The organism is Amycolatopsis kentuckyensis (assembly GCF_002155975.1).
In the GTDB taxonomy this organism is placed as follows: domain Bacteria; phylum Actinomycetota; class Actinomycetes; order Mycobacteriales; family Pseudonocardiaceae; genus Amycolatopsis; species Amycolatopsis kentuckyensis.
In genome coordinates this window covers 1-1,632 of sequence record NZ_MUMI01000864.1, presented here as the reverse complement: position 1 = coordinate 1,632, position 1,632 = coordinate 1, and the positions used below count along the sequence as shown (strand labels likewise).

Here is a 1,632-nt window from a genome sequence, read left to right as displayed (position 1 = left end):
CACGGCCAGCACGAGACCGTCGGCGTCGAGCGCGGCCGCGTGGGTCCACCGGGCCGACCCCTGCCCGGCCAGCGCGTCGCGGAAGGCCGGGTCGTCCGGGGCGGGCGGCACCGGCAGCGGACCCGGCGCGGTGCCGTCCGCGAGGACGGCGTCGAGCCGCCCCGGTGTCTCCTTGCCGTAGGCCTCGGCCAGCCGCGCCAACGCCTGCCGGGACGGCAGGTCCCCGGCCGAGAGCAGCAGCGCGGCGGTGTCGGCTTCGCGCCGCACCGACGTCTCGACGTCGCCGCGCAGCTGGGTGGTGAGCACGAACGCGACCGGCACGGTGAACGCGCCGATCGCGATCGCCACCAGCAGCACGTAGCTGACGACGAGCCGCCGGTTCAGCGAAGTCGGGCGGCTCACCCGGCGACCACCAGCCGGAACCCGACCCCGCGGACCGTCTCGACCACGGCCGCGTCGCCGAGCTTGCGGCGCAACGCTCCGATGTGGACGTCCAGGGTCTTCGTCGGGCCGAACCAGTGGGCGTCCCAGACGGCCTCCATGATCTGCTCGCGGGTGAGCGCCGCGCCCGGCGCGTCCGCGAGGTAGGCCAGCAGGTCGTACTCCTTCGGCGCCAGCGCCAGCTCGGTGCCGTCCACGTGCACCCGGCGCGCCCGGCGGTCGATGACCAGCCGCCCGCCGGCGAGCGAATCCGGCGCCGGGGCGTCCGGTGTCCCGGAGGCGGCCGGCCGGGCCCGGCGCGCCACCGCCCGCATCCGCGCGATGACCTCGCGGACGCCGAAGGGTTTCGACACGTAGTCGTCCGCGCCGATCTCCAGCCCGACCACCCGGTCGACCTCGTCGGCCCGCGCGCTGATCACGATGATCGGCACGTCACCCCGGGCGCGCAGCTCACGGCAGACGTCGAGACCGTCCACATCGGGCAGTCCCAGGTCGAGCAGCACCATGTCCGCGGGCTCGGCGTCCAGCGCCTCCGCGCCCGTGCGCACCCACGTCACTTCATAGCCGTACCGCACCAGACCGCGCCGCAGCGAGTCGGCGATCGGCTGGTCGTCTTCCACCAGCAGTACCCGCACGGAAGCCGATCATGCCAGGTCAGCGACCGGTGCTGCCGTCGATCAGCTCACGGAGGACGTCGGCGTGTCCGGCGTGGCGGCCGGTCTCCTCGATCAGGTGGACCAGCGCCCAGCGCATCGACGGCGCGGTACGGCCGGGGCGGGCCACCGGCCGGGTCAGGTCGGTGCAGGCCTCGATGACCGCGTCGGACGCCTCGCACGCGGTGCGGTAGTCCGCCAGGACCGAGGCGACGGTCTCCTCCGGGCCCGGCCGGAAGGTGCCCGGCCAGTCGGCGACGTGCTCGCCGAGGAAGGTGAACCGTTCGACGTGCGCCAGGTGCCGGACCAGGCCCAGCAGCGACGTGCCCGACGGGACACCGGGCGTCCGGACCTGCGGTTCCGGCACGCCCTGGGCCTTGGCGGCCACGGCGGCCCGCAGGTGGTCGAGGAATCCGCGCAGCACGTCCTTCTCGGCCGGTCCGGTGCGCGGGGGCGGGGTGTCCCGCCGTCGGGTCCGGGTCATGGTGGGTCCTTCCTGCGGGTGCGGTGGCCGACGGGCGTCCCGGAACCGGGACGC

At 75.3% G+C, this 1,632-nt stretch carries 2 protein-coding genes and 1 pseudogene; all 3 read right to left on the bottom strand.

Annotation, left to right across the window (positions count from 1 at the left end; translation table 11 throughout):
* A pseudogene (locus tag CCN39_RS51430) lies at nt 1-402 on the bottom strand (two-component sensor histidine kinase); the annotation flags it as partial.
* Nucleotides 399-1,076: a response regulator transcription factor gene (locus tag CCN39_RS48740; RefSeq protein WP_086854018.1), complete on the bottom strand. Its 678-nt coding sequence runs from the start codon at nt 1,074-1,076 to the stop codon at nt 399-401. The pseudogene CCN39_RS51430 and the gene CCN39_RS48740, both read right to left, overlap by 4 nt.
* Before the next feature lie 19 nt (nt 1,077-1,095).
* Nucleotides 1,096-1,578 (bottom strand): DinB family protein, encoded by a 483-nt coding sequence (locus CCN39_RS48735; RefSeq protein WP_086854016.1) that lies wholly within the window; start codon nt 1,576-1,578, stop codon nt 1,096-1,098.
* Nucleotides 1,579-1,632: the final 54 nt, after the last annotated feature.